Annotated in this window: 23 protein-coding genes; 15 read left to right on the top strand and 8 right to left on the bottom strand. The window is 68.9% G+C overall.

Going from position 1 to position 25,070, the window contains the following annotated elements; genetic code table 11:
• Positions 1–50: 50 nt before the first annotated feature.
• Positions 51–857: an IclR family transcriptional regulator gene (locus tag DA1_RS15325; RefSeq protein ID WP_013804645.1), complete on the bottom strand. Its 807-nt coding sequence runs from the start codon at positions 855–857 to the stop codon at positions 51–53.
• Positions 858–990: 133 nt separating this feature from the next.
• Here DA1_RS15325 and DA1_RS15320 point away from each other — a divergent pair, with 133 nt between their 5' ends.
• The 6 genes from DA1_RS15320 (at position 991) to DA1_RS15295 (ending at position 7,769) form a co-directional block, all read left to right on the top strand.
• On the top strand, positions 991–2,001 hold the full coding sequence (locus DA1_RS15320; protein WP_034389692.1) for a tripartite tricarboxylate transporter substrate binding protein: 1,011 nt from the start codon (positions 991–993) through the stop codon (positions 1,999–2,001).
• Positions 2,002–2,057: 56 nt separating this feature from the next.
• A complete protein-coding gene (locus DA1_RS15315) occupies positions 2,058–3,557 on the top strand; it encodes a class I adenylate-forming enzyme family protein (RefSeq protein ID WP_034389693.1) in 1,500 nt (499 codons plus the stop codon).
• A gap of 31 nt (positions 3,558–3,588) precedes the next feature.
• Positions 3,589–4,350, top strand: a complete 762-nt coding sequence (locus tag DA1_RS15310; RefSeq protein ID WP_034398065.1) for a citryl-CoA lyase — start codon at positions 3,589–3,591, stop codon at positions 4,348–4,350.
• Between the two features lie 417 nt (positions 4,351–4,767).
• On the top strand, positions 4,768–5,934 hold the full coding sequence (locus DA1_RS15305; RefSeq protein WP_174549396.1) for a CaiB/BaiF CoA transferase family protein: 1,167 nt from the start codon (positions 4,768–4,770) through the stop codon (positions 5,932–5,934).
• Positions 5,935–5,970: 36 nt separating this feature from the next.
• The gene (locus DA1_RS15300) at positions 5,971–6,975 is read left to right on the top strand and encodes a Bug family tripartite tricarboxylate transporter substrate binding protein (RefSeq protein ID WP_034389696.1); all 1,005 of its coding nucleotides are present in this window, start codon (positions 5,971–5,973) and stop codon (positions 6,973–6,975) included.
• A gap of 11 nt (positions 6,976–6,986) precedes the next feature.
• Positions 6,987–7,769 carry an enoyl-CoA hydratase gene (locus DA1_RS15295; protein ID WP_013804640.1) on the top strand — a complete coding sequence of 261 codons (783 nt, stop codon included), beginning with the start codon at positions 6,987–6,989 and terminating at the stop codon, positions 7,767–7,769.
• A 2-nt stretch (positions 7,770–7,771) separates the two neighbouring features.
• Here the strand turns inward: DA1_RS15295 and DA1_RS15290 are convergent, their stop codons facing one another.
• A complete protein-coding gene (locus DA1_RS15290) occupies positions 7,772–8,698 on the bottom strand; it encodes a LysR substrate-binding domain-containing protein (RefSeq protein WP_034389698.1) in 927 nt (308 codons plus the stop codon).
• Between the two features lie 102 nt (positions 8,699–8,800).
• On the opposite strand from DA1_RS15290, the gene mnmA reads away from it, so the two are divergent.
• Together mnmA and DA1_RS15280 are read left to right on the top strand one after the other, a co-directional pair.
• Positions 8,801–9,919 carry a tRNA 2-thiouridine(34) synthase MnmA gene (gene mnmA, locus DA1_RS15285; RefSeq protein WP_034389700.1) on the top strand — a complete coding sequence of 373 codons (1,119 nt, stop codon included), beginning with the start codon at positions 8,801–8,803 and terminating at the stop codon, positions 9,917–9,919.
• 141 nt (positions 9,920–10,060) lie between these two features.
• A complete protein-coding gene (locus DA1_RS15280; protein ID WP_016449576.1) occupies positions 10,061–11,620 on the top strand; it encodes a serine hydrolase in 1,560 nt (519 codons plus the stop codon).
• On the opposite strand, the gene DA1_RS15275 is transcribed toward DA1_RS15280, so the two are convergent.
• Positions 11,589–13,559 (bottom strand): sensor histidine kinase, encoded by a 1,971-nt coding sequence (locus DA1_RS15275; RefSeq protein ID WP_034389702.1) that lies wholly within the window; start codon positions 13,557–13,559, stop codon positions 11,589–11,591. The genes DA1_RS15280 and DA1_RS15275 overlap by 32 nt on opposite strands.
• A 5-nt stretch (positions 13,560–13,564) precedes the next feature.
• Entirely contained in the window at positions 13,565–14,248 is a 684-nt protein-coding gene (locus tag DA1_RS15270) for a LuxR C-terminal-related transcriptional regulator (RefSeq protein ID WP_013804635.1), read from the bottom strand.
• Between the two features lie 191 nt (positions 14,249–14,439).
• Between DA1_RS15270 and DA1_RS15265 the strand changes: the two genes are divergently transcribed.
• Positions 14,440–15,075: a TetR/AcrR family transcriptional regulator gene (locus DA1_RS15265; RefSeq protein WP_034389704.1), complete on the top strand. Its 636-nt coding sequence runs from the start codon at positions 14,440–14,442 to the stop codon at positions 15,073–15,075.
• A gap of 15 nt (positions 15,076–15,090) precedes the next feature.
• Here DA1_RS15265 and paaN read toward each other — a convergent pair whose 3' ends face one another.
• Positions 15,091–16,749, bottom strand: coding sequence for a phenylacetic acid degradation protein PaaN (paaN, locus tag DA1_RS15260; RefSeq protein ID WP_034389707.1), 1,659 nt, complete (start codon positions 16,747–16,749; stop codon positions 15,091–15,093).
• A gap of 148 nt (positions 16,750–16,897) precedes the next feature.
• Here paaN and paaK point away from each other — a divergent pair, with 148 nt between their 5' ends.
• Genes paaK through paaE form a run of 6 tightly spaced genes read left to right on the top strand, consistent with a single transcriptional unit; the run spans position 16,898 to position 22,052 of the window.
• Positions 16,898–18,217, top strand: coding sequence for a phenylacetate--CoA ligase PaaK (paaK, locus tag DA1_RS15255; RefSeq protein ID WP_034389709.1), 1,320 nt, complete (start codon positions 16,898–16,900; stop codon positions 18,215–18,217).
• A gap of 45 nt (positions 18,218–18,262) precedes the next feature.
• Positions 18,263–19,285 carry a 1,2-phenylacetyl-CoA epoxidase subunit PaaA gene (paaA, locus tag DA1_RS15250; RefSeq protein ID WP_012202742.1) on the top strand — a complete coding sequence of 341 codons (1,023 nt, stop codon included), beginning with the start codon at positions 18,263–18,265 and terminating at the stop codon, positions 19,283–19,285.
• Complete coding sequence (gene paaB, locus DA1_RS15245; RefSeq protein ID WP_016454266.1) at positions 19,282–19,587, top strand: 1,2-phenylacetyl-CoA epoxidase subunit PaaB; 306 nt, start codon at positions 19,282–19,284, stop codon at positions 19,585–19,587. Before paaA ends, paaB begins: the two co-directional genes overlap by 4 nt.
• A gap of 13 nt (positions 19,588–19,600) precedes the next feature.
• The gene (gene paaC, locus DA1_RS15240; RefSeq protein WP_013804630.1) at positions 19,601–20,389 is read left to right on the top strand and encodes a 1,2-phenylacetyl-CoA epoxidase subunit PaaC; all 789 of its coding nucleotides are present in this window, start codon (positions 19,601–19,603) and stop codon (positions 20,387–20,389) included.
• Positions 20,389–20,958: a 1,2-phenylacetyl-CoA epoxidase subunit PaaD gene (gene paaD, locus DA1_RS15235; protein ID WP_034389711.1), complete on the top strand. Its 570-nt coding sequence runs from the start codon at positions 20,389–20,391 to the stop codon at positions 20,956–20,958. The genes paaC and paaD overlap by 1 nt, the downstream gene beginning before the upstream one ends.
• Complete coding sequence (gene paaE, locus DA1_RS15230) at positions 20,955–22,052, top strand: 1,2-phenylacetyl-CoA epoxidase subunit PaaE (protein ID WP_034389713.1); 1,098 nt, start codon at positions 20,955–20,957, stop codon at positions 22,050–22,052. Before paaD ends, paaE begins: the two co-directional genes overlap by 4 nt.
• A 33-nt stretch (positions 22,053–22,085) precedes the next feature.
• Here paaE and DA1_RS15225 read toward each other — a convergent pair whose 3' ends face one another.
• The 3 genes from DA1_RS15225 to DA1_RS15215 form a co-directional block, all read right to left on the bottom strand.
• Positions 22,086–22,778, bottom strand: a complete 693-nt coding sequence (locus DA1_RS15225; protein ID WP_016449342.1) for a hypothetical protein — start codon at positions 22,776–22,778, stop codon at positions 22,086–22,088.
• Positions 22,779–22,780: 2 nt separating this feature from the next.
• Positions 22,781–23,089: a hypothetical protein gene (locus DA1_RS31340; protein WP_230590698.1), complete on the bottom strand. Its 309-nt coding sequence runs from the start codon at positions 23,087–23,089 to the stop codon at positions 22,781–22,783.
• Positions 23,090–23,485: 396 nt separating this feature from the next.
• Positions 23,486–24,940, bottom strand: a complete 1,455-nt coding sequence (locus DA1_RS15215) for a SulP family inorganic anion transporter (RefSeq protein WP_230590699.1) — start codon at positions 24,938–24,940, stop codon at positions 23,486–23,488.
• Between the last annotated feature and the right edge of the window lie 130 nt (positions 24,941–25,070).

The following is a 25,070-nucleotide window of genomic DNA, read 5'->3' as shown; positions in this document are numbered from 1 at the left end:
GGCGCTCGTGGTGTGCAGCGCCGATTGTCGGTGCAGACCGGGGCTTGGCCTCAGATGCCGCGCGGCAGCAGGGCCGCCAGGGCCTCGCCTATCGAGCGCGCAATCAGCTTCTGGCGCTCGCCGGGCATGCGCTCCAGCGTGGAGGCCACGCTGACGGCGGCCACGGGCTCGCCTTCGGCATTGCGCACCGCCATGCCCACGGCCAGCACGCCGCGCGTGGCGTGGTTGCCGATGACGGACCAGCCGCGCTGGCGCGTGGCCTTCACCAGCAGGGCCATGCGCTCGGGCGTCATGCCGCCGTACTGCTCCAGCACGGGCGCGTTGGCCGCCATCGCGGCCTGCACCTCGGCATCGGGCAGGGCGGCCAGCAGGGCCAGGCCCGCAGCTCCCACGCCCAGCGGCTGGCGCGTGCCCACCTGGATCACCAGGATCTGCACCGGATGCGTGCCCACATGGCGGGCGATGCAGTGCGATGCCGCGCCTTCGCGCACGATGGCAAACGCCGCGTCCGCGCAGCCCGCGCTCACGCGCTCCAGCACGGGCTGCAGCCGCACGGCCATGTTGGGCTGGCCCGCGCTGGCGGCCGTGGCCGCCAGCCGGTGGCCGGCCGCATAGCCGAAGCGCCCCCTGTGCGCCACATAGCCGCTGTCCACCAGGGTAGACAGCAGGCGGTACACCGTGGCGCGCTCCAGCCCGGTGGCGCGGCACAGGTCAGCGACGCGCAGGCCTTCGCGGCCTGCAGCCAGCACGGCGTCCAGCACCTGCAGGCCACGGCGCAGCGTGCGGCTGCCGGCATCGTCGGCGGAGACTGGAATGTCCGCTGGCCGGACGTTTGGATTGGTGCTGCGCGAAGGCATGGAAAAGAATTTCCCGGTGATTGCAGGCAGGGCAGAAAAGGGCCTGCGTGCAGCGCGCAGTGTGCCGCAGGCCGTCGAAAGCCCACACAGGCAGACATAAGCGGACATCAGAACGATCACCTGGAGACAAGACATGACAACCCCTGCCCGTTTCAATCCGTGGGCGCGCCGGCGCCTGCTGGCCTGTTCCTTCACCTGCGCACTGGCCGGCATGGCCGCCGCGACCGCCGCGTTGGCGCAGCCGGCGGCCTGGCCGGCCCGGCCCGTGCGGCTGGTGGTGGGCTATGCGGCCGGCGGCGCCACCGATGTGATCGCACGTCTGGTGGCCGCCCGGATGGGCGAGCAGCTGGGCCAGAGCGTGGTGGTGGACAACCGCACGGGCGCCAACAGCAATGTGGGCGCCGAAGCCGTGGCGCGGGCGCCTGCGGACGGCTACACGCTGTATGTCTACACCATTGCCAACACCATCAATGCCTCGCTCTACCCCCGGCTCGGCTATGACCCGGTCAAGGACTTCGAGCCCATCGGCCTGATCGCCAAGATTCCCAACATCCTCGTGGTCAACCCGCGCCTGCCCATACAGAACGTGGCCGACTATGTGCGCCACGCCCGGCAGAGTGCGCAGGGCATCAGCTTCGCCTCGTCGGGCAGCGGCTCGTCGATCCACCTGTCGGGCGAGATGTTCCGGCAGCTGTCGGGCCTGCGCATGCTGCACGTGCCCTACCGGGGCAGCGCACCGGCCATCACCGACCTGCTGGGCGGGCAGGTGGATTCCATGTTCGACAACGCGCCCTCGGCCCTGCCCCATGTGCAGGCCGGCAAGCTGCGCGCGATCGCCATCACCAGCGCCCGGCGCTCGGCGCTGCTGCCCGATGTGCCCACGCTGGCGGAGTCGGGCTATGCGGGCTTCGATGTGCAGTCGTGGTTCGGCCTGGCTGCCCCTGCGGGCACGCCGCCCGCCGTGATCGAGCGCCTGAACCATGCCCTGAACACCGCCCTGGCCGCACCCGAGCTGCGCCAGCGCCTGGGCGAGATGGCCGCCACGCCCGAACCCGGCACCCCGGCGCAGATGCGCAGCTTTGCGGCGTCGGAGATCAAGCGCTGGCGCGAGGTGGTCAAGGCCTCGGGCGCCACCGCCCAGTAGTTCGACACACGTTCGGCAAAAGCTCGACACAACCGCCCCACAAGGAGACGACCCCCATGCAACCCATTGATTTTTTCTGGCGCGCGGCCGAGCGCTGGCCGCAGCGCATCGCCATCGACGCGCCGGGCGGCTGCATCCGCTATGACGCGCTGGCCCGCAAGGTGGCCGCGCTGGCGGCCGGCCTGCAGGCGCTGGAGCCCGCCGTGCAAAGCCGCGTGGGCATCTGCGCGGGCAACAGCGCAGACCATATCGCCGCCCTGCTGGCGGTGATGGCCAGCGGCAAGGTCTGGGTGCCGCTCAATCCCAAGAGCACGCAGTCCGAGGTGCGCCGCATCATCGATGCCACCGAGCCTTCCATCGTGCTGTGCGATGCCGGCGGCGCTGCACTGGTGCAGGGGGCGCCGGGCATCCACCTGGTGCTGGGCGAGGGCACGGCGGCGCTGGAGCAGGCGCACAGTGGCGCCGTTCCCGTGGTGCCCGACCTGCCCGCCGATGCCATCCAGGCCATCAAGTTCACGGGCGGCACCACGGGCCTGCCCAAGGGCGTGATGCAGCCCTGCCGCGCCTGGATGGCCGGCATTGCCAACCAGATCCAGGCCTGGGGGTTCGATGAGCATGACCGCTACGTCATGGCCGCGCCCATCACGCATGGCACGTCCACCTATCTGCTGCCCATCCTGGCGCAGGGCGGCTGCCATGTGCTGCTGGACGGCGTGGGTGCCGGGGCCGTGCGCAGCGCCTTTGCCCTGCGCGGCGGCACCGTGTGCTTCATGCCGCCCACCCTGATCTACATGCTGATGGCGCTGCCGGACGCCAGCCGTGCGGACTTCCCCGGCCTGCGCCGCCTCATCTACGGCGGCGCCGCCATGCCGCCCGAGAAAATCCGCCAGGTGCGCGCCTTCTTCGGCCCCGTGCTGGCCACCACCTATGGCCAGACCGAGGCACCGCAGATCCTCACGGCCATGCGGCCCGAGGACTTCGAGGACGAAGGCCTGTGGACCTCCGTGGGCCGGGCCACCTGGTTCAGCGACCTGGCCATCATGTCGCCCGACGGCCGCCTGCTGCCCCGGGGCGAGGTGGGCGAGGTCGTGGCGCGCGGCGATCTGCTGATGAGCGGCTACTGGCGCCTGCCCGGCAAGACGGCCGAGACCCTGGTGGACGGCTGGCTGCACACGGGGGACCGGGGCCTGATCGATGCGCAGGGCTACCTGCACCTCAAGGACCGCCTGAAGGACCTGGTCATCACGGGCGGCTTCAACGTCTATCCCGTGGATGTGGAAAACGCCCTGGGCCAGCACCCGGCCGTGCACGAGTGCGTGGTCTTCGGCATCCCCGACGACCACTGGGGCGAGGCCGTGCAGGCCGCCGTGCAATTGCGCGCCGAACTGCGTCCCGACCAGCGGCCGGACGAGGCCGAGCTGATCGCCTTCGTGCGCCAGCGCCTGGGCCCCGTGCAGACACCCAAGCGCATCCACTTTCACGCCAGCCTGCCGCGCTCGCCCGTGGGCAAGCTGCTCAAGACGGCCGTGCGCGAGCTTGCGCTGGCACCCCGTTGATCCCGCACACCATCACAAGGAGACCCTGGCCATGGCAACCCCCCAACCCCCCGTCACCCGCCTGTGCACCCACACCCTCACCAGCCTGCATTACCGCGATGCCGACCTGGTCGAGGACCTGATGGGCAAGAAGACCTTCACCGAGGTGATGCTGATGCAGATCCTGGGCCGCACGCCGCGCCCCGTGGACCTGCGCATCGCCGATGTGGTGCTCATCGTGCTCATGGAGCATGGCCTCACGCCCAGCGCCATCGCCACGCGCCTCATCTACATGAGCGCGCCCGAGAACCTGCAGGGCGCCGTCTCGGCCGGCCTGCTGGCCGTGGGCAGCTCCTTCGTGGGCACCATGGAGAACTGCGCCGCGCTGCTCGACCGCATCGCCGCCGCCGCCGACCCCGAGGCCGAGGCCCGCGCCATCGCCCAGCACCACAAGGCGTTGAAAAGCCCCGTCCCCGGCTTTGGCCACCACCTGCACAAGCCCGTGGACCCGCGCGCCTACAAGCTGCTGGACATGGGCCGCGCCGAACCCGAACTGGCGGGCAGCAGAATCCGCGCGCTCGAAATCCTCTCTGCCGCCGTGGACGCCGCAGCGGGCCGGCCCATCACCATCAATGCCACGGGGGCCGTGGCCGCCCTGCTGGGCGAGATCGGCGTGCCCACAGCCGTGATGCGCGGCTTTGCCGTGATCTCGCGGGCGGCCGGGCTGGTGGCGCATGTGGTGGAGGAGCAGCAAAGCCCGTCGGGCCGGTTCATCTGGGAAACGGTGGAGGAAGCAGTAGCCCATGCCCGGTAAAGGGGCCGAGCGCAGCGACGGCCCGCAGCAACTCCCCCGTATGTCAGCGCCTGCGCCGGGTTGTCTGCGGGGTTGCAGTCCTGCCGAAGGACAGGACTGCCTCGTCATCTGACTCGCCGTGATTGTCTGAACGGAGCGCGCAGCGCGAAGTGAGTTTCACGGCGAACCCCGCAGGCGGCCCGGTGCAGGTTGCCCGCAGCGAAGCGAAGGGTCGCGGACATTCGGGGTCGCCTTCTTTGTCCCCCTTTCTTGGCGATCAAGAAAGGGGGTCGGCCGCCGGGCCGAGACCCGGCCCCTGCCTGCCGCGCAGGCAAGCCGCTGGACGCGCCAAGGCACAAGCAGCATGAAGCCCACGCGAACGCAGCATGAAGCAATGACCGATGGACCACCGCGCGCCATGCCGCGAGCATGGAGTCCATGCAACAAACCCATGGATTGTCCAGCGCCCTCGACGGCCTGCGCGTGGTGGACCTGTCCCGCATCCTGGCGGGACCCTGGTGCACCCAGAACCTTGCCGACCTGGGCGCATCGGTGCTCAAGATCGAGCGTCCCGGCACGGGCGACGACACGCGCGCCTGGGGCCCGCCCTTCGTGCAGGCGCCCGGTGGCGAGGCCGTGTCGGCCTACTTCCTGTCCTGCAACCGCGGCAAGCAGTCGGTGGCGCTGGACTTCACCGAGCCGGCCTCGCATGCCTGGCTGCTGCGCCAGATCCGCGATGCCGACGTGCTGGTGGAAAACTACAAGGCCGGCGCGCTGGCGCGCCACGGCCTGGACTATGCGGCGCTGGCCGCGATCAACCCCGGGCTGATCTACCTGTCGATCACGGGCTTCGGCCAGAGCGGCCCTTTTGCGCACAAGCCCGGCTACGACTATGTGTTCCAGGGGCTGGGCGGCCTCATGGGCTACACGGGCGTGGCCGATGGCGAGGAGGGCGCGGGCCCGCTGCGCACGGGCGTGGCCGTGGTGGACCTGATGACGGGCATGTATGCCACCAGCGCCGTGCTGGCGGCCGTGGTGCAGCGCCAGCGCACGGGGCGCGGCCAGCACATCGACCTGGCGCTGCTGGACGTGGCCGTGGCCATGAATGCCAACCAGGCGGCCAACTACCTGGTCAGCGGCGAGAACCCGCGCCGCACGGGCAACGCCCATCCCAATTGCGCGCCCTACGAGGTGTTTGCCTGCGAAGACGGGCATTTCATCCTGGCCATCGGCAATGACGGGCAGTTCGCCGCCCTGTGCTCCGTGCTGGGCACGGACTGGCACCTGGACGCGCGCTTCGCCACCAATGCCGCGCGCCTGACCGGCATGCCGCAGCTGCGCCCGCTGTTGCGCGCGGCGCTGGGCCGCTGGCCGCTGCAGGCCCTGACCGATGCGCTGGACACCGCCCAGGTGCCCTGGGGCTGCATCAACACCATGGAACAGGTCTTCGCCCATCCGCAGGTCCGGTACCGCCAGATGCTGCAGACGGTGGAGCACCCGCAGCTGGGCACGCTGAAGCTGGTGCGCAACCCCATGGTGCCGGCCGGCAGCGGCGCCCAGGTGCCGCCGCCGCCCGTGCTCGGTGCGGCGCCGCAGGACCTCTGAATCCCTAGACATCGACAAGCCAAGAAGGAGACAAGGATGACGAAACGCATGAAAGCACTGAAGGCCGCCGTGGCAGCCGCCGCGCTGGCGGGGATGCCGCTGGCATATGCAGCAGGGGCAGCGGGGGCGGCAGGGGCAGGAAGCTATCCCGAGCGGCCCGTACGCCTGGTCGTGCCCTATGCGGTGGGCGGCGCCACCGATGTGATCGCGCGCGTGGCGGCCCGCTACCTGGGCGAGACGCTGGGCCAGCCCGTGGTGGTGGAAAACCGCCCCGGCGCGGGCGGCAGCACGGGCTCGGCCTATGCGGCCAAGCAGCCGGCCGACGGCTACACCCTGGTGATGATGGTGGAGAGCTCGCATGCCGTGAATCCCAACGTCTACGCCAAGCCCGCGTATGACCCCGTGAAGGACTTCACCCCCATCACCAACATCGCCAATGTGCCGGGCGTGATGGTGGTCAGCGCAGGCTCGGCCTACAAGAGCGCCAAGGATGTGAGCGACGCGGCGCGCGCCGCGCCGGGCCGGCTCAACTACGGCTCCTCGGGCAATGGCGGGCTCAGCCACCTGAGCGGTGCGCTGTTCGGCAGCACCACGGGCACCACCCTCACCCATGTGCCCTACAAGGGCCTGGGGCCGGCGCTCAACGACCTGATGGCGGGGCAGCTCGATGTGGTGTTCGACAACATGCCGTCCTCGGGCGCGCTGATCGCAGGCGGCCAGCTGCGTGCCCTGGCCGTGTCCAGCCCCGTGCGCCTGCCGGCCCTGCCCGGCGTGCCCACCTATGCCGAGGCCGGTCTCAAGCCCATGAACGACATGTCCTGGTACGGCCTGGGCGCGCCTGCCAGGCTCGATCCCGCCATTCTTGCCAGGCTCAGCGAAGCCATGCGCAAGACCTTGCAAAAGCCCGAGCTGATCAAGACCATCGAGCAGCAGGGCGCCGTCGTGGACTTCCAGGAGCCTGCGCAGTTCAGGCAGACGGTGGAGCGCTCCAACCGCGCCTGGTCCCAACTGATCCGCGACATCGGATTCGAGAAACTTTGAGGAGATCTGCCGTGCATGCACAAGTGACCTTTCCCACCCCGCAGACCGCCGTGCTCACCATCACCGGCGGCGGGCCGCTGAACATCCTGGGCACGCCCGTGATCCGCGCGCTGACCGCGCAATTGGCCGAGCTGGCCGAGCGCCCTGATCTGCACTGCCTGGTGCTGCGCGGATCGGGCACGCGCGCCTTCGTTGCGGGGGCGGACATCCGCGAGATGGCGTCGCTCAACGCCGCCTCGGCACGCGCCTTCATCAGCGGGCTGCGCGACCTGTGCAACGCGGTGCGGCATTTCCCCGTGCCCGTGATCGCCCGGCTGCAGGGCCATACGCTGGGCGGCGGGCTGGAGCTGGCCATGGCGGCCGACCTGCGCATCGCGGCCGATGATGCCGTGGTGGGCATGCCCGAGGTCAAGGTCGGCATTCCCTCGGTGATCCACGCGGCCATGATGCCCGCGCAGATCGGCGGCACGCGCGCCAGCTGGCTGCTGCTCACGGGCGAGAACATCGGCGCCCTGCAGGCCGAGCGCTGGGGCCTGCTCAACGAATGCGTGCCCGGCGACCAGCTCGATGCGCGCATCGCGCAGATTGCCGAGGGGCTGGGCGGGATCGGCATTGAGGCGCTGCGCCAGCAAAAGCGCCTGCTGCGCCGCTGGGAGGGCATGGGCGTGGACTCGGCCATCACCGACAGCGTGGCCGAGTTCGGCGCGGCCTTCAACACGGGCGAGCCGCAGCACCACATGAATGCCTTCCTGGAGCGCAAGCAGGCCAAGGCCCAAGCCCAGCCCCAGCCCTGAACCTAGGCCTTGTCGGCCAGCCCTTTCAGAAAGCTGCGCAGCCGCTGCGCGGTGGGCGTCAGCGGCCGTTCGCTGGAGCGCACCAGCTGCAGCGGGCGCCGTGCCCAGGTTTCCTCCAGCGACAGGCAGGCCACCGCATGCGCGGTGCCGAGCCTACGGTAGATGCTGTGCGGAATGATGGCCAGGCCCACACCCTGCGAGACCAGCCGCACGATGGAGGTGAAATCGTCCACGTGGATGCGGCAGCGCAGCGGCCGGCCATGGCGCTTGGCCAGCTCGCGCAGAAAGGCGTAGTTGCTGCTGGTCAGCGCCATGCCCACGAAGGCATGGGACAGGGTGTCGAAGAACCGGCAGGAAGGGCCTTCGCCGTCCTCTGGCCTCTCGCCCGGCTGGGGCACCAGCGGATGGCCGGGCGGGGCAATCACCACCAGGCGGTCCAGCGCAAAGGTTTCGCAGGCCACGGCGCCCGCCATGGGCTCGCCCGCGTAGACGCCCAGGTCGGCCTCGCCCTCGGCCACGCTGGCGGCAATCGTCTCGCTGGTCTGCTCCACCAGGGTGAGGTTCACCTCGGGAAAGGCGGTCAGGAACTCGCCGATGTGCGGGCCGATGAAGCCGTGCAGCGAGGAGCTGTTGGCCGCCAGCGTTGCCTTGCCCTGCAGGCTGCTGCCCAGCAGGGCGGCCTCGGCCTCCATGCCGTCGATGGCAGCGAACACGCCGCGCGCATGCTCGAGCATGGCGTGGCCTTCCTCGGTCAGCCGCATGCCCTTGTGCTCGCGCGTGAACAGCTGGCAGCCCAGGGCCTGCTCCAGGTTGCGCAGGCGCTGGCTGGCGGCCGAGGGCGTCAGGTGCCGCGCCTGGCTGGCACGCGAGAGATTGCCGGCCTGGGCGATGGCCATGAACAGCTTCAGATCGGTCAGGTCGTAGCGCATGCGGGCGTTTCCTAGGGGGCAAGAGGGCCATTATTCCTGCTGGCGCAGGGCTGCAAAGCCCGTGGCGCGCAGCCTTTGAAGGGCGCGGGGATAATCGCTGCCATGACTAAACACCGCGTCGTGGTGGGCCTGTCGGGCGGTGTGGACTCCGCTGTCACGGCCCATCTCCTCAAGCAACAGGGCCATGAAGTGGTCGGCATCTTCATGAAGAACTGGGAAGATGACGACGACAGCGAATACTGCTCGTCCAATGTCGATTTCATCGATGCCGCCGCCGTGGCCGACGTGGTCGGCATCGAGATCGAGCATGTGAACTTCGCCTCCGAGTACAAGGACCGCGTCTTCGCCGAGTTCCTGCGCGAGTACCAGGCCGGCCGCACGCCCAACCCCGACGTGCTGTGCAATGCCGAGATCAAGTTCAAGGCCTTCCTGGACCACGCCATGCGCCTGGGCGCCGAAAAGATCGCCACGGGCCACTACGCCCGCGTGCGCCAGAACCCCGACACGCAGCTGTTCGAGCTGCTCAAGGGGCTGGACCCGGCCAAGGACCAGAGCTACTTCCTGCACCGCCTCAACCAGGCACAGCTGTCCAAGTCCATGTTCCCCGTGGGCGAACTGAAGAAGACCGAGGTGCGCCGCATTGCCGAGGAGATCGGCCTGCCCAACGCGAAGAAGAAGGACTCCACGGGCATCTGCTTCATCGGCGAGCGGCCGTTCCGCGACTTCCTGAACCGCTACATCAGCAAGGAGCCCGGCAACATCCTCGACGACCGCAACCGCAAGCTGGGAAAGCATGTGGGCCTGTCGTTCTACACGCTGGGCCAGCGCTCGGGCCTGGGCATCGGCGGCGTCAAGGAAAAGGGCGCGCCGCGCGGCGGCGGCGACCACGAGCCCTGGTTCGTGGCGCGCAAGGAGCTGGACACCAACACGCTGCGCGTGGTGCAGGGCCATGACCATCCGTGGCTGCTGTCGCAGTCGCTGCTGGCCGACCAGGTCAGCTGGGTGGCCGGCCACGCGCCCGCCGAGGGCAAGGCCTACGGCTCCAAGACGCGCTACCGCCAGCCCGACTCGCCGGCCCTGGTCTCGGGCGCCACGCCCGAAGGCTTCCGGCTGGATTTTCCCGAGCCGCAATGGGCCGTCACGCCCGGCCAGTCGGCCGTGCTCTACGACGGCGACGTGTGCCTGGGCGGCGGCATCATCGCGGCAGTGGATCCGCACTGATGCAGCACTGACGCGGCACTGATGCGGATTGACGCCGGGCAGGATTCGGCCCGGCGCGTTTTGCTATCGTCACGGGGGGCGGCACAACCGCCCCTTTTTCTTTTTCCTTTTGTTCTTCACGACAGCACCACAGGAGACCCCATGGCTTCATCGATTCTTGCGCGCCGGCATTTTCTGGGAGCGGCCCTGGGCGCCGTGGCCACGGCCGGATGCAACGGCGAGGTGTCCTGGGGCGATCCCATCGATCCGCCCGTGACGGACCGCGTCAAGCGTGCGCTCGATCAACTCGACGGCCAGGTGCGCGCGCAGATGCGGCGCACGGGCGTGCCCGGCGTGGCCGTGGCGGTGGTGCATGAAGGCCGCCTGGTCTATGCCCAGGGCATGGGCGTGCGCCGTCTGGGCTCGTCGCTGGCCGTGGATGCGGACACGGTGTTCCAGCTCGCCTCCGTCTCCAAGTCCGTGGGCGCCACCGTGGTGGCGCAGCAGGTGGGCCAGCGCCGCGTGTCCTGGGACACGCGCGTGCAGCAGGGCCTGCCCTGGTGGACGCTGGAGGATGCCGACGCGGCCCAGCGCATCACCGTGGGCGACATGTATGCCCACCGCTCGGGCCTGCCCGGCCAGGCCGGCGATGCGCTGGAGGAGCTGGGCTACAGCCAGCGCCAGATCCTGGAGCGACTGCGCTACCTGCCGCTGCGGCCCGTGGGCACCCAGTACGCCTACAGCAACTTCGGCCTGACCACGGGCGCCGAGGCGGTGGCTGCCATCGCGGGCCAGTCCTGGGCCGCGCTGTCGCAGCAGGCCGTCTACGGCCCGCTGGGCATGACGCAGACCAGCTCGCTGTTTGCCGATTTCGAGGCGCGCGCCAACCGCGCGGCCGGCCACCTGCGCGTCAACGGCGTGTGGCAGACGGGGCCGGTGCGCCGGCCCGATGCGCAGTCGGCCGCCGGCGGCGTCAGCTCCACGGTGCGCGACATGGCGCGCTGGATGACCATGCTGCTGGACGAGGGCCGCTTCGAGGGCCGCCAGGTGGTCGATGCGCAGGCGCTGCGCACGGCGCTGTCGCCGCAGATGCTGCAGTCGCCGGCCGGCAACGGCGAGCCTGCGCGCTACTACGGCTTCGGCTTCAACGTGGGCGTGTCCGAGGCGGGGCGCACCACCTACAGCCACTCGGGTGCCTTCGGCACGGGCAGCGCGACCAGCTTCACCGTCATGCCCGAGCTCAAGCTGGGCATCGTGGTGCTGACCAACGGCATGCCCATCGGCGTGCCCGAGATCGTGGTCTCGCAGTTCCTGGACCAGGTCGAATGGGGCCGCCAGCGCCAGGACTGGGAGAGCATCTGGACCAAGCGGCTGGCACCCATCATGCAGCCGCACGGCGAGCTGGCAGGCAAGACCCGGCCCCCTTTCCCCCGACCGCCCCGGCCGCTGGGCGCCTATGTGGGCAGCTACGCCAACCGCTTCTACGGGCCGGCCCAGGTCAGCCTGCAGACGGGTGGCGGTGGACTGCAGGTCAGCCTGGGTTCGCAGCGCATGCTGCTCAGCCACTGGGATGGCGAGGTCTTCAGCTTCGTGCCCGAGGGCGATTCGCCGGGCAGCCTGTCCAAGGCCACGTTCGACGGCAACCAGCTCACGCTGGAGTATTTCGACGATGTGCTGACGCCGGCCGGCGTCAGTGCGGGGATAGGGCGCTTTTCCCGCTGAGGGTGGCCTGCTCCGTGCCGTCGTGCAGGTGATCGCCGGGCACGGGCAGCCAGGCGGCCAGCACGGTGGCGCCGGGCTCTGAATCCATGTCCAGATGGCCGCCCAGGCGCTGCAGGCGCGCCTGCATGCTGCGCAGGCCCACGCCCATGCCGGCCTGCTGCACGGCGGCCACGTCAAAGCCTGCGCCGTCGTCGGTGATGCGCAGCATCAGCCAATGCGGCTCGGGCCACTGCAGCTGCACCTGCACGCACTGGGCGCGGCTGTGCTTGATCACATTGGCCAGCGCTTCCTCCAGCACGCGCGTCAGCGCCAGGCACTGCAGCGCACCGGGCGGCTGCGGCCAGGCGGCAGGTACCTGCCAGTCGGACTGCATGTCCAGCGCGTCGAACAGGCTGGCAAAGCGGTGGCGCAGCGGCGCGATCCAGGCCTGGGGTGTGTCCGGCACGGTGACGGAGACGCTGGTGCCGCTGTCGATCATCTGGCGCAGGTCGTCGCGCAGCAGCTTGAGCACGGACAGGAACTGGCGGTTGTGCATGGGGCCACCCGCCTGCTCCACCATGGCGATGGAGCGCACCAGGGAGCCGCCCAGGCTGTCGTGCAGGTCGTGCGCCAGCTGCATCCGTTCCTGCAGCCGCGAGTGGCTGAGCGCCAGCGCATGCTCGCGCGCCAGCGTGCCGCCGAGCTCGTCGCAGGCACGTGCCACGCTGTCGGTCAGCTCCTGGTTGAACTGTTCGATGCGGCGCATGCTGAGCACGAACTGCCGGCCCAGCACCATGGACAGGGCCAGCATGGTCAGCGGCGCGGTATAGGGCATCCAGGGCGTGGCGGGGCCAATCACCTTCTTGAGCGCCAGCATGTCGTGCAGGCCCGCGCACAGGAAGACCAGCAGGCAGGCTGCATAGACCAGGTGGCCCGGCTCGCGCGTGCGCCAGGCGTGCAGCGGAAAGTGCAGCGACACGGCCACGCAGATGCCGAAGTACACCAGGCCGATGTGCAGCACGCCGTCCACCAGCGACCAGGGCGCGAAGATGGCGGCGGCCATGCCGGCCAGCGTCAGCGCCCACAGCAGCTTTTCCAGCCGGGGCAGGTGCAGCCTGCCGAAGCGCCAGGTGAACAGGCAAAAGCTCTGGCCGAACAGCAAAAAGACCAGCAAATTGCCGCGTGCCACGGCCAGGGTGTCGGGGAAGGGCCAGGCCTCGGTGGCCAGGATATTGGCCAGGAACAGCGCCCAGCAGAAGGCATTGAGCGCGTACCAGCCAAAGGCCTTGCTGGCGCGCCGCTGCAGCCAGGCAAAGGCGAACAGCACGCCCAGCACCAGCGAGACCACGATGTTCATGGCAAACAGCGTGCGCTGGTTCCACCAGGTCTGCTCGTGCCACTGGCGCAGCGCCTCGGGCTCGCCCAGGCGCACTTCGCCCAGGCCCGGCGTCTGCTCGGCCAGGCCGTGCACGCGGATCCACACGCTGTTGGTGCCCGCATGCAGGGCGGATTCGGGCAGCAGCCAAAAGCGCGGCATGTTCCAGCTGCGCGACAGGGGCTCGACCAGGTGCCGGTCGCGCCACAGCAGGTCGCCGTTCACGAAGACCTCGCCGGCCATGACCATGGAGTGCAGGGCCAGCGCCACGGGATCGGCGGGGGTGGGAGCGGTGGCAGAAGCGGCAGGGGGGTGAGCGCAGCCGCGCTGCCAGTCGATGCGGTACCAGACGGCGCCGCTGTAGCCGGGCCAGCGGTCCAGCCAGTGGTCGGGCAGGGTCACGTTGTGCCAGTCGCGTACCGCGCTGGCGATGGGCGGCGGTCCCAGGCCTGCGGCCTTGGCGGACTGGATGGACAGGATCTGCGGCAGGCAGGCCTGGGCCAAGGCGCAGCTACTGCACAGGAGAACCGCCAGGCCCAGGGCGAAGTGCCGCACCAGGCCGCACCACCGGCGCCCCCAGCCCATGGCCGTCAGCCCAGCAATCCGCGCACGCGTGCCGTGTTGACGGCGCGCGTGCGCGAGGACACGGCCAGCTTGCGGTAGATGTGCTTGATGTGGCATTCCACCGTGTAGCGCGACAGGTGCAGCTGCTCGGCGATCTCGCGGTTGGTCAGGCCATCGGCCACCAGGCGCAGGATCTGGCTTTCGCGCGCGCTCAGCGTGGACTCGGTGCCGCTGCTCTCCGGCGTGGCGGGTGCCGCGCCCTGCAGCTCGGCGATCACGCGGCGCGCGATGAAGGGGTCGATGGGGGCGCCGCCGCGCAGCACGCTGCGGATGGACAGCGACACTTCCAGGTCGTCGCGCTCCTTGAGCACATAGCCGGTGGCGCCTGCGCGCAGCGCCGCGAGGATGGCGTCCTCCGTGCTCCAGGCCGAGATCACCAGGATGCCCACGGCCGGGTCTGCGCTGCGCATCTCGGCGATCAGGTCGATGCCGCTGCCGTCGGGCAGGCCCAGGTCCACCAGGGCCAGGGCCACGGGCTCGGCCAGGCAGGCGCGGGCCTGGGCCAGGGAGCCGGCGAACAGCAGGGCATCGGGCGTGTAGCCCAGCTGGCCCAGCACGGACTGCAGCCGCTGGCGGATCAGCGGCTCGTCCTCCACTACCAGCACCGGGGCCGGAAGCGTGGACTCTGGGACAAGCAGGTGGGCGGGCATGGAAAAGGCGTGCGCAGCGGCGGGCGTAAAAAGGGGCAGGATGGCCGCCCGACTGTGGGCGAAGCCCGCATCTTTGCATATCCCTGAAAACTGGTAATCGCGGGGGCGCGCGCCGCTGCGCCGTCCATAATTCCGGCCCGGGCCGCACGGGCGGACCCTGGCAACGACACCTACCGAAAGGACGCCGCCGCATGGCACGCGTACGTGACCCTGCTGGCTACGATGGCCAGCGTGAAATGATCCTCTCCCACGCCGCCCAGCTGTTCGCGCAGCGCGGCTATGCGGGCACCTCCATGAACGAGGTGGCTGCGGCCTGCGGCGTCTCCAAGGCCACGCTCTACCACTATGTGATCGACAAGCACGACCTGGCCGTGCGCATTGCCGAAGAGCATGTGCTGCGCCTCGAAGCCCTGGTCAACGACACCCTGCAGGCCCATGCCGATCCCGAGCAGCGCCTGCATGCGCTGATCCGCGGCTTCGGCCAGGAGTACGCCCAGGCCCAGAATGCCCACCGCGTGCTGACCGAGGACGTGCGCTTCCTGCGCGAGGAAGACCAGCAGCGCATCCTGGACGTGGAGCGCCGCGTGGTCGCGGCCTTTGCGCAGACCATTGCCCAGGTGCGCGGAGAACCTGCCGACAGCGCCCTGGGCAAGCCCCTGGCCATGCTGCTGTTCGGCATGATCAACTGGACCTTCACCTGGCTCAAGCCGGGCGGCACGCTGGACCATGACGCCATAGGCACCATGGTGTCCCAGCTGTTCTTCGGCGGCGTGCGCGCGGTCAGCGTGCCGGACGGCAAGAAGCCGCGCAAGGCCCGCCAGGCCTAGGCCCGGCCCGGTCCCTCACCACCTGCGCTGCACGACCACGAAGCGGTCGGCCACGAAGGCCAGCGTGGTGTAGCTGGCATTGGCCGCGGGATTGCCGCCCGTGGCGTGGAAGTCCGAGAAGCCTGCCGACTGGTTGACCATCACGCCCTGCGTGAGGTTGATGGACAGGGCCACGCGCGAGCGCAGCGCCGAGGCCGCCACGGCATCGACAAAGGCCGCATCCGTGGAGTACAGGCCCAGCGTCATCGCGCCATGCGCGCGCACGCTGCGCTCGGCCAGCTCGCGCGCGGCCTGGGCCGAGGGCACGGCCACCAGGTAGGAGACGGGGCCGAAGCATTCGCGCTCGTAGATGGCGGCGTCCCCCACGTCCAGCGCGCGCAGCGCGGGCGTGCGCACCTCGGCCTGCGGGTACTCGGGATGGGTGAGCTTTTGCGAGGCGCGCACGGCGCGGCCCACGGTGGCCGCCTGTTCCACGCGCTCCACGGTCTGCGCAGAGCCTATGGCGCCCAGCACGGTGAAGGCCACCTTGGGATCGGCCAGCAACTGGTCGATGGCGGCGGCCAGATCGGCGCCGACCTGCTCGAAGCTCTTGTGGCCCTGGTCAGTCTCTATGCCGCCGGCCGGAATCAGCAGGTTCTGCGTGGTGGTGCACATCTGGCCGCTGTACAGCGACAGTGACAGGGCCAGGTTGCGCAGCATGCCTGCGTAGGCATCGGTGGACTCGATCACCACCAGGTTCACGCCGGCCATCTCGGCATACAGGCGTGCCTGCGGCGCGTTGGACTGCAGCCACTGGCCGAAGGCATTGCCGCCGGTGAAGTCGATGGAGGCCACGGCCGCGTGCGTGGCCAGGGCCTGGGTCAATTCGGGCTTGTCGCTCACGGCCAGGGTCACGAGGTTGGGGTCCAGGCCCTGTTCTGTCAGCACATCGCGCAGCACGCTCACGGTGAGCGCGGCCGGCAGCACGGCGTTGGGGTGGGGCTTGACGATCACGGGGTTGCCCGTGGCCAGCGCGGCGAACAGGCCCGGGTAGGTGTTCCAGGTCGGGAAGGTGGCGCAGCCGATGACCAGGGCCACGCCACGCCCCACGATCTCGAAGCGCTTGTGCAGCACGGCGGGCGCATGCTTGCCCTGGGGCTTTTCCCAGACGGCCTCGGCAGGCACGTCGGCCATGGCCTTCCAGGCCACGGCAATGGCTTCCAGGGCCCGGTCCTGGGCATGGGGGCCGCCGGCCTGGAAGGCCATCATCGCGCCCTGGCCCGTGGTCAGCATCACGGCATGCGCGATCTCGAAGCTGCGCTGGTGGATGCGCGTCAGCGCCTCCAGCAGCACGCCGGTGCGGCCCTGGGGTCCCAGCGCCTGCCATGCAGGCTCGGCCGCCTGGGCGGCATCCACCAGCGCCTGGGCATCGCACTCGGGGTAGCGGATGTCCAGGGCCACGCCATAGGGCGATTGCTCGGTGGCCACGCGGGCGCGTTCACCGGGCTGGCGCAGCGGATAGTCCTTGCCGAACAGCGCCTGCACGGCGGCGTGGCCCTGGGCCTGGGCGGTCTCGCCATAGACCTTGGGCGAGGGCGCCTCGGGGAAGGGCGACCAGTGGCCCCGGCGGGACAGGGCCTGCAGGGCGTCGTCGAGCAGGGGGCGGTGGCGTTCGTAGAGGGCGTGGGCGGGCATGGGATGTCTCCTGGGTTGGAATGTGGCGTCGCTATCAGGGTTAGTACCGGACAACAAGCCTTGTTGCTCAAGAAAGCTGCATCTTATAATCCTACCGTCCGGTCGGTCAATTATTCTGAACCCCTTGCCTCACGACGCCAGAACCCCGATGAACAAAGACCTGCGCCCCGCCCCCGGCGACCTCGACCCCATCGAAACCGCCAGCCGCGACGAGATCGCCTCGTTGCAGCTGCAGCGCCTGCGCTGGTCGCTGCAGCATGCCTACGACAACGTGCCCCACTACCGGCGCGCCTTCGACGAGAAGGGCGTGCATCCGTCCGACCTGCGCACGCTGTCCGACCTGGCCCGTTTTCCCTTCACCACCAAGAAGGACCTGCGCGAGAACTACCCGTTCGGCATGTTCGCCGTGCCGCGCCAGAAGGTGGCGCGCGTGCATGCCTCCTCGGGCACCACGGGCAAGCCCACGGTCGTGGGCTACACGTTGAATGACATCGACAACTGGGCGAACCTGGTGGCCCGCTCCATCCGCGCGGCGGGCGGGCGGCCCGGCGACATGGTGCATGTGGCCTATGGCTACGGCCTGTTCACGGGCGGGCTGGGCGCGCACTACGGTGCCGAGCGCGCGGGTTGCACCGTGGTGCCCATGTCGGGCGGGCAGACCGAAAAGCAGGTGCAGCTGATCCAGGACTTTCGGCCCGACATCATCATGGTCACGCCCAGCTACATGCAGGTGATCGTGGAGGAGATGCAGCGCCAGGGGATGGACCCGCGCGAGAGCTCGCTCAAGATCGGCATCTTCGGCGCCGAGCCCTGGACCGAGGCCATGCGCCGCGAGATCGAGGGCAAGGCGGGGCTGGATGCCGTGGACATCTACGGCCTGTCCGAAGTCATGGGCCCGGGCGTGGCCAGCGAATGCGTGGAAAGCAAGGACGGGCCGGTGATCTGGGAAGACCATTTCTATCCCGAGATCATCGACCCGGACACGGGCGAGGTGCTGCCCGACGGCAGCGAGGGCGAGCTGGTCTTCACGTCGCTGTCCAAGGAAGCCATGCCCATCATTCGTTACCGCACGCGGGATTTGACGCGGCTGCTGGCGCCGACCTCCCGCAGCTTCCGGCGCATGGGCAAGATCGTGGGGCGCAGCGACGACATGATGATCATCCGCGGCGTCAACGTCTTTCCGACCCAGATCGAGGAAATCGTGCTGGCCAATGCCAGCCTCACGGGCCTGTACCAGATGCACATCAGCCGTGAAGGCCTGCTGGACACCGTCGAGGTGCACTGCGAGCTGCAGCCGCAGCGGCGCGGCCTGGGCGATGCCGAGCGCGGCGAGATCGCGCAGTGGGTGCAGCAGCGCATCAAGACCCTGGTGGGCATTTCCACGGCGGTGCGCGTCTTCGATCCCGACACCATCGAGCGCACGCAGACCGGCAAGGCCCGGCGCGTGTACGACAAGCGGCCGCGTTGAGGCACCGCCGGCCGTCGTCAACCATTTCATTGAAGGAGATCGCACATGTATACCCAGGCCATGGACACCATGGGCAAGGAAGCGGGCGATGGCGGCAAGGCCGTGCGCTCGGCCGACGAAATGCGCCTGCAGCAGCGCTTTGACGAGCGCATCGATGCCGGCGAATTCATCGAGGCCAAGGACTGGATGCCCGACAACTACCGCAAGACGCTGCTGCGCCAGATCAGCCAGCACGCGCACAGCGAGATCGTCGGCATGCTGCCCGAGGGCAACTGGATCAGCCGCGCGCCCACGCTCAAGCGCAAGGCCATCCTGCTGGCCAAGGTGCAGGACGAGGGCGGCCATGGCCTGTACCTCTACGCGGCCGCCGAGACGCTGGGCAGCAGCCGCGACCAGATGCTGCACGCGCTGCACACGGGCAAGGCCAAGTACAGCTCCATCTTCAACTACCCCACGCTGACCTGGGCCGACATGGGCACCATCGGCTGGCTGGTGGACGGCGCGGCCATCATGAACCAGGTGCCCATCTGCCGCTGCTCCTATGCGCCCTACGCGCGCGCCATGGTGCGCATCTGCCGCGAGGAGAGCTTTCACCAGCGCCAGGGCTACGAGGCGCTGCTGACCATGATGCAGCAGGGCACCGAGGCGCAGAAGGCCATGGTGCAGGACGCCGTCAACCGCTGGTGGTGGCCGTCCATCATGATGTTCGGCCCGCCCGACGACCAGTCGCCCAACAGCGCGCAGTCCATGCGCTGGGGCATCAAGCGCATCTCCAACGACGCGCTGCGCCAGAAGTTCATCGACGCCACGGTGGACCAGGCCAAGGTGCTGGGCGTGACCCTGCCCGACCCCGACCTGAAATGGAACGAGGCCCGCCAGGCCCATGACCATGGCCCCATCGACTGGGACGAGTTCTGGCGCGTGATCGCCGGAGACGGCCCCTGCAACCGCGAGCGCCTGGGCGCCCGCGTCAAGGCCTGGGACGAAGGCGCCTGGGTGCGCGAGGCCGCCCTGGCCCATGCCCGCAAGCAGACACAGAGAAACCAGACCCGCAAGGAGGCCGCATGACCACCGTCGAACAGAACATCACCAACGAATGGCCGCTGTGGGAAGTCTTCGTCCGCAGCAAGGCCGGCCTGGACCACAAGCACTGCGGCAGCCTGCATGCGGCCGACCCGCAGATGGCGCTGCAGATGGCGCGCGATGTCTACACGCGGCGCCAGGAGGGCGTGAGCGTCTGGGTGGTGCGCTCGGACCAGATCGTGGCCAGCGACCCCGGCGACAAGGACATGTTCTTCGACCCGGCCCAGGACAAGGTCTACCGCCATCCGACCTTCTACCAGCTGCCGCCCTCGGTGGACCACATGTGAGCGGGGTGCAGCCATGAACGCCTCCGCCTCGGCCTCCTCCATCGCCATCGACGCCCGTCCCGAGGTGCAGTACCTGCTGCGCCTGGGCGATACCTGCCTGATCCTGGCCCAGCGCCTGGGCCAGTGGTGCGGCCACGCGCCCATCCTCGAAGAGGACATCGCCATGACCAACATGGCGCTGGACCTGGTCGGCCAGGCACGAGCCCTGCTGACCCGCGCCGGCCAGCTTGAAGGCCGCGCGCACGACGAGGACCAGCTCGCCTTTCTGCGCGACGAGCGCGACTACTTCAACGCCACGCTGGCCGAGCTGCCGCGCGGCGACTTCGCCTTCACCGTGCTGCGCAACGCCATGGCCGCCACCTGGCTGCGCCTGATGTGGGAGCGCCTGGTGCACTCCAGCGATGCCGAGCTGGCCGCCATCGCCGCCAAGGCGCTCAAGGAGGCGCGCTACCACGAGCAGCACGCGGGCGACTGGGTGGTGCGCCTGGGCGACGGCACCGAGGAATCGCGCCAGCGCATGGAGGCGGCGCTGGCCCAGCTGTGGCGCTACGCGGCCGAGCTGTTCACCGACGACGCCACGGACGCTGCCGCGCGCGCCAGCGGCCTGGGTCCGGCCTGGTCCGAGCTGCGCGAGCCCTGGCAGGCCGAAATGGCCGCCCTGCTGCAGGAGGCCACGCTGGACATGCCAGCCGAATCCGCCTTCCGCAGCACGGGCCGCAACGGCGTTCACAGCGAGCACATGGGCTTCATCCTGGCCGAGATGCAGCACCTGCAGCGCGCCTATCCGGGCGGGGTGTGGTGATGGCTGCCGCACGGCTTGTGGCCGTCACATCCGCCTTGGCCGAGCGCGAGCGCCTGGCCTGGGCCGCGCTGCAGGACGTGCCCGATCCCGAGGTGCCCGTGATCTCGGTCTGCGAGCTGGGCATCGTGCGCGAGGTCCATGCCCTGCCCGAAGGCCAGGGCATGGAGATCGTGCTCACGCCCACCTACTCGGGTTGCCCCGCCACCGAGGTCATCGAGCGCAGCGTGCTCGATGCCATCGAGGCCGCAGGCCTGGGCCCCGCGCGCGCCGTGCTGCGCCGCGCCCCGGCCTGGACCACGGACTGGATCAGCGACGACGGCCGGCGCAAGCTGCGCGAGTACGGCATCGCGCCGCCCGGGCGCTGCGGCGACGCCGGCCTGCCGGAAGGCACCTCGCCCATCCGCCTGGTGCGCAGGCGCCAGGGCATTGCCGTGCCCGAACCCGTTGCCTGCCCGCACTGCGGCAGCGCGCACACCGAGCGGCTTTCGGCCTTCGGCGCCACGGCCTGCAAGGCCCTGCACCGCTGCCTGGACTGCCGCGAACCCTTCGAACACTTCAAGCCGATATGACCACGACCACGATGTTCCACCCGCTGCGCGTGCGCAGCATTGCGCCCGACACGGCCGAGGCCGTGGTCGTCTCCTTCGACGTGCCGCCCGCGCTGCGCGAGGTCTTCGGCTTCACCCAGGGCCAGTACCTCACCCTGCGCCACCAGATCGACGGCCAGGACCTGCGCCGCAGCTACTCCATCTGCGCAGGCGTGGATGACGGCGAGCTGCGCGTGGGCGTGCGCAAGGTGCGCGGCGGCCAGTTCTCCAACTGGATCAACGAGCATCTGCGCCCCGGCGACACGCTGCAGGTCATGGCGCCCCAGGGCCGCTTCTTCGTGCCCATCGAGCCCGGGGCCGCGCGCCACCATGTAGGCGTCGCCGGCGGCAGCGGCATCACGCCCATCCTGTCCATCATGAAGACCGTGCTGGCGCGCGAGCCCGCCAGCCGCTTCACGCTGATCTACGGCAACCGCCAGCTGCAGTCCACCATGTTCAAGGAGGAGATCGAGGACCTCAAGAACCGCTACATGTCGCGGCTGTCGCTGCAGCATGTGTTCTCGGACGAGCACACCGACCTGCCGCTGAACATGGGTGTGATGGACCGCAGCAAGATCGCCGAATTCCTGCAGGGCGTGGTGCCGGCCGCGCACATCGACCATGTCTACATCTGCGGCCCCTTCCAGATGAACGACGAGGCCGAGGCCGCCCTGCTGGCCGCCGGCGTGGCCGAGGAGCGCATCCACATCGAGCGCTTCGGCGTGGCCCTGCCGGCCGCAGGCCAGGGTACGGTGGGCGCCGTGGTGCACGAGGCCCAGCCCGGCGACGCCGCCACCGCCCGCATCACCCTGGTGCGCGATGGCCTCTCGCGCGAGATCCCCTTCACGCGCGGCCAGGCCAGCATCCTGGACGCGGCCTCCTCGGCCGGGCTGGAAGTGCCCTATTCCTGCACCTCGGGCGTCTGCGGCACCTGCCGCGCCAAGGTGGTCGAGGGCGAGGTGCGCATGGAGCGCAACTTCGCCCTCGACAAGAACGAAGTCGCCTGCGGCTTTGTCCTGACCTGCCAGGCGCATCCGCTGACCGAGCGCGTGGTGCTGTCGTTCGATGAGCGGTGAGGGCGCCTGCGTTCTGGCGCAGGGCAGGAAGACTCAGGGAAACAGTGTCGAAAGCATGTGCTTTGGCACTGGCAGCCCATCAGATGCTTCGATGAAGTGCAAACCCTTGGATGCGGGCTGTATGGACTGAAACGCGGAAGGAAAGCGCGGCAGCTGCACATGGTGCTTGCTCTTGCATTCCTCGCAGGCGTGGAACTGCGGCTGGAAGACTTTGTTTTTATGGCTTCCCACGGGACCGTTGGCATCCCAGACGGCCAGCGATGCCTCGGTGGAAACCGGCTTGCACAGGTTCTTCCAGTCCAGTGCCCCGTGCACGACCATGTAGAAGCCAATCAGGTTGGAAACGAGGTCTTCCTGGCTGAATCCACTGTCTGTGAGGAGCGACATGGATGCCTGCAGGCTCTCGAAACCCATGGAAACCTCCATGAATATGGCCAGGGCCACGGAGCGCTTCGCTGAAAGAGACAGGCCTTTCTTGACGAGATAGAACTTGGCAAATTCCTGGGTCAGGCCAAAGCGCCCCATGGATTGCTTGTATTGAATCAGATGGCTGTCGGAGTGACCGGGAATCCCGATGCCGCGCTCATGCAGTATGTCTTTCCAGAGATAGGCCGCACTGGCGTAGCGATTGCGATGGCTCTCGACCGATTGGAGGTGGCCCAGGTCAATCCATCCGCAGTTGCAGGTATAGATGAGTCTTCGGGGTATGTGGGATCTGCTGGACATGTTCAGTCGTAATGGGTGAGCGTGACCTTGCACAGGCCTGTTGCCATTGCCTGGGTGACCGCCAGTACGGCAACTTCGCCGGCCGATGACGCGTATTGCGCGTATTGGACAAGGCGCTCTCCCTCGGGGACAAACGATGCGGCGGCATTTTCGGCATCGATGGATCTCTGGTGGAAATCCTTCTGGCGCAGGTAGCTGGTGATGGCCGCAGTGGCTTCGGTGATGTCGTTGGCGCTGGTCTCGAAGGTCATCTCGGACTGCGGGGGCTTGTTGCCATCACCGACGGAGCCGAAGTAGGCGGGCTGCGCCATCGTCCCTGTCGCTGGCGCATTGCGTATCAGGGAAGAGATTCCTACGTAATATCTGAGCGATCCCCGCTCAGGCGAGTAGTCCTCCTGGGAGATGAGAAACCCATACACGGCCAACCAGGATGCGGATGCGGCAAAGACCAGGAGGACAAGGCCCAAGATAACGGATCTGAGTCGCATGGAAGAGATGGGACGGGTTTGGGGAGGTGACAGCGGTCCAGATCCTAAATGAGCGGGCTGAAATCTTTATTTCAAAAGAGTAACTCTTTGAAATAGAGAAATTTCTGAATGACTCATTCGATATTTGACGGATTTCTCTTTGCGAAAGAGCAGGCCGCGTCTGCCCCAGGAAAGCAAGCGGTCTGCCAGCGCTGGAAAACCATGCCCGGGGCAGGTTTCCTACTCGATGCCGATATCCAGCCGCGACACCAGTGCCCGGCCGTGTTCGTTCAGGCCCGTCACCTCGACCGTGCTGCCGTGCTTGCGCAGGCGCTGGCAGACCTTGTCCAGCGCATTGACGGCCGTGATGTCCCAGAAATGCGCGTTGGTCAGTTCGATGCGCACCGGCCGGCCTTCGATGTCCCGCACGTCGAAGGCATCGACCAGCTGGTCGGCCGATGCAAAGAAGACCTGGCCCGATACGCGGTAGGTCAGGCCTGCGCCGTCCTGCGTCTTCTCGACGGACAGCAGCCTTGAGACCTTGAAGGTGAAGAACACCCCGCTGAGCAGCACGCCGACGCCCACGCCGGCGGCCAGGTTGTCCGTGGCGACGGTGACCACCACGGTGGCCAGCATGACGGCGCTGGACAGCTTGGGATGCCTGAGCAGGGCGCGGGCCGATCCCCAGTCCAGCGTGGAGGCCGACACCATCACCATGATGGCCACCAGCGCCGCCACCGGCACCTGGGACACCCAGGGCTTGAGCAGCACCATCAGGATGAGCAGGAAGGCGCCCGCGAACAGCGTGGACAGCCGGCCGCGGCCGCCGTAGCGCACATTGCCCACGGTCTGGCCGATCATGGCGCAGCCGGCAATGCCGCCGAACAGGCTGGCCGCGATGTTGGCCACGCCGATGCCGCTGCACTCGCGGTTCTTGGAGCTGGGCGTGTCCGTGAGTTCATCGACCACGCTGGCCGTCATCATGGACTCCAGCAATCCCACCATGGCGATCGCCAGCGCGGGCAGGGCGATCAGGCGCAGCGTCTCCAGCGACCAAGGCACCTGCGGCAGCCCGAAGCTGGGCAGGCCGTCCGGCAGCAGGCCCAGGTCGGCGACCGTCTTCAGGGGCAGGTCCAGCCATTGCGCCGCCACCGTCAGCACCACGATGCAGACCAGGGGCGAGGGCACGGCCGTGGTCAGCCGGGGCAGGCCGTAGATGATCAGCAGGCCGGCACCCACCATGGCCCAGGTGGCGGCATTGGCGCCGATCAGGTGCGGTATCTGGGCCGAGAAGATCAGGATGGCCAGCGCATTGACGAAGCCCGTGCGCACCGAGCCCGACACATAGCGCATCAGCACGCCCAGGCGCAGCAGGCCGAACAGGATCTGCACGGCTCCCGCAAGGATGCCGGCCGCAAAAAGGTACTGCACGCCATGCGCATGCACCAGCGGCGCCGCCACCAGCGCGACCGAGCCCGCCGCCGCCGACACCATGGCCGGGCGCGCGCCCGTGAAGGCGATGACGATGCTGATGATGAAGGAGGCGAACAGCCCGACGGCGGGATCGACCCCGGCCACGAAGGAGAAGGCGATGACCTCGGGGATCAGCGCAAAGGTGGCCACGGCGCCGGCCATGAGCTCGCGCGGAATGCTGGGCGCCCACTCGGCGCGAAAGGGATGGGGGTGTTTCGACATGGAAATGGCCGGCCCCGCCGCGCTGGGTGTGACAAGGCGGAGCAGGATTTTGTAGACGGGAATGAACATGCCGGGCGTCGGGCGATGCCCGAAACCTGGCGGCTTGTACGGTTCGGCCGTGCTACGGCGG

The sequence above is a fragment of the Delftia acidovorans NBRC 14950 genome (genome assembly GCF_001598795.1).
Taxonomy (GTDB): domain Bacteria; phylum Pseudomonadota; class Gammaproteobacteria; order Burkholderiales; family Burkholderiaceae_C; genus Comamonas; species Comamonas acidovorans.
Note: the sequence above shows the minus strand (reverse complement) of the source record. Positions and strands in the feature narration are given on the sequence as shown.